1 protein-coding gene is annotated in these 2,205 nt (G+C 72.2%); it reads right to left on the bottom strand.

What is annotated here, in order from left to right:
• The coding region (locus ACIGZJ_RS36885) for a condensation domain-containing protein (RefSeq protein ID WP_396461387.1) at window positions 1–2,205 on the bottom strand (2,205 nt) is incomplete at both ends.

The raw sequence follows: 2,205 nt of genomic DNA, 5'->3' as shown, positions 1-2,205 counted from the left end.
GCGGTCGGCGGGGTAGTTGGGGTCGATGGGGAGGTAGGCGCCGCCGGCCTTGAGGATCGCGAGGAGCGAGATGACGAGGTCGGTGGAGCGTTCCAGGTGGACGCCGACGAGGGTCTCGGGGCGGACGCCGTGCTCGGTCAGCAGGTGGGCGAGGCGGTTGGCGCGGGCGTTCAGCTCGGCGTAGGTGAGCTCGGTGTCGCCGAACACCAGGGCGGTGGCGTCGGGGGTGCGGTTCACCTGGGCGTGGAAGAGCTCCGGCAGCGTCGCGGCCGGCAGGTCCTGAGCGGTGTCGTTCCACTCGGTTAGGAGCTGCCGACGCTCGTCGGCGTCGAGGATCTCGATCCGGCTGACCGGCTGCTCGGGGTCGGCGGCGACGGCCTCCAGCACCCGGACGAAGCGCTGGGCGACGGCCTCGACCGTCGCGTGGTCGAACAGGTCGGTCGCGAAGGTGACCCAGCCGTGGAGACCGGCGGCCCGGCCCTGTCCGTCGAAGCGCTCACCGAGCTGGAAGTCCAGGTCGAACTTGGCCGGGGCCTGCCCGGCGGGGAGCAGTTCGGTTGCGAGGCCCGGGAGTTCGAGGGTGGCCTCGGTGTTGTTCTGCAGGGTCAGCATGACCTGGAACAGCGGGTGCCGGGCCATCGAGCGGGTCGGGGCCAAGTCCTCGACGAGGCGCTCGAAGGGGACGTCCTGGTTCGAGAAGGCACCGAGGCCGGCGTCCTGAACGCGGCCGAGGAGCGCGGCGAACGTCGGGTCGCCGTCCAGGTCGGTGCGCATGACCAGGGTGTTGACGAAGAAGCCGACCAGGTCGTCGAGGGCTTCGTCGGTGCGGCCGGCGATGGGAGTGCCGACCGGGATGTCCGTCCCCGCCCCGAGGCGGTTGAGCAGGGTCGCGAGCCCGGCCTGAAGGACCATGAACAGGGTCACGCCACGGGAGCGGGCCAGGTCGGCGAGCTGCTCGTGCAGTTCGGCGGACAGGTTCAGGTCGTAGGTCGCGCCCTGGTGGGTGGCGACGGCCGGGCGGGGCCGGTCGGTGGGCAGCTGGAGCTCTTCCGGCAGGTCGGCCAGGGCCTTGCGCCAGTGGGCGAGCTGCTGGGACAGGACACTCGCCGGGTCGGTGTCGTCACCGAGGAGGTCCTGCTGCCACAGCGTGTAGTCGGCGTACTGCACGGGCAGAGCCGTCCACGCGGGGGCGGCGCCTTCGAGTCGGGCCTCGTACGCGGTGGAGATGTCGCGGGCGAGCGGGCCCATGGACCAGCCGTCGCCCGCGATGTGGTGCACGAGGAGAACCAGCACGTGCGCGTTCGCGGAGACGCTGAACAGCTCGGCGCGCAGCGGCACCTCGGTGGACAGGTCGAAGACGTACCCGGCCGCGCGGGCCAGGGCCTGCTCCAGCTCGGCCTCGGTAAGCGAGGTGACGGGCAGGTCGAGGGTGACCGCCGTCGCTTCGAGAATGCGCTGGTGGGGCTGCCCGTTGAGGGTCGGGTAGACGGTGCGCAGGACTTCGTGGCGGGCCAGCACGTCGTGCAGCGCGCCCCGCAGGGCGTCCCGGTCCAGGGTGCCGGTCAGTCGCAGTGCGGTGGCGATGTTGTAGGTGGCGCTGGGGCCTTCGAGCTCGCCGAGGAACCAGAGCCGGCGCTGGGCGGCGGACAGCGGTACCACGCTCGGGCGCTCGCCGGCGGTCAGCGCGGGTCGGGCGGCGTCGGCGCCGCCGAGGCGCTCGGCCAGGCCGGCGACGGTCGGGGCCTCGAACAGGGCGCGGATGCCGACCTCGACACCCAGCACCGCACGGATCCGGCTCATCAGCCGAGTCCCGAGCAGCGAGTGGCCGCCGAGCTCGAAGAAGCTGTCGTCCACACTCACCGACGCCACGCCGAGCACCTCGGCGAAGACCTCGCAGAGGATCTCCTCCTGGCGCGACGAGGGCGCGCGTCCTGCGGTGGTGGCCGCGTAGCTCGGGGCGGGCAGGGCCTTGCGGTCGAGCTTGCCGTTGGCCGTCAGCGGCAGGGCCTCCAGCACCACGATCGCGCTCGGGACCATGTAGTCGGGCAGGGACTTCCGGAGGTGCTCGCGTGCTGCGGAGACGAGTGCGGAGTCCTGCTCGGTGGCGGCCGTCGGGACGATGTAGGCGATGAGGCGTTTGTCGCCGGGGGTGTCTTCGCGGGCGAGGACGGTGGCGTGGGTGATGTCGGGGTGGGTGGTGAGGGC

The organism is Kitasatospora sp. NPDC052868, assembly GCF_044547105.1.
GTDB lineage: Bacteria > Actinomycetota > Actinomycetes > Streptomycetales > Streptomycetaceae > Kitasatospora.
Note: the sequence above shows the minus strand (reverse complement) of the source record. Positions and strands in the feature narration are given on the sequence as shown.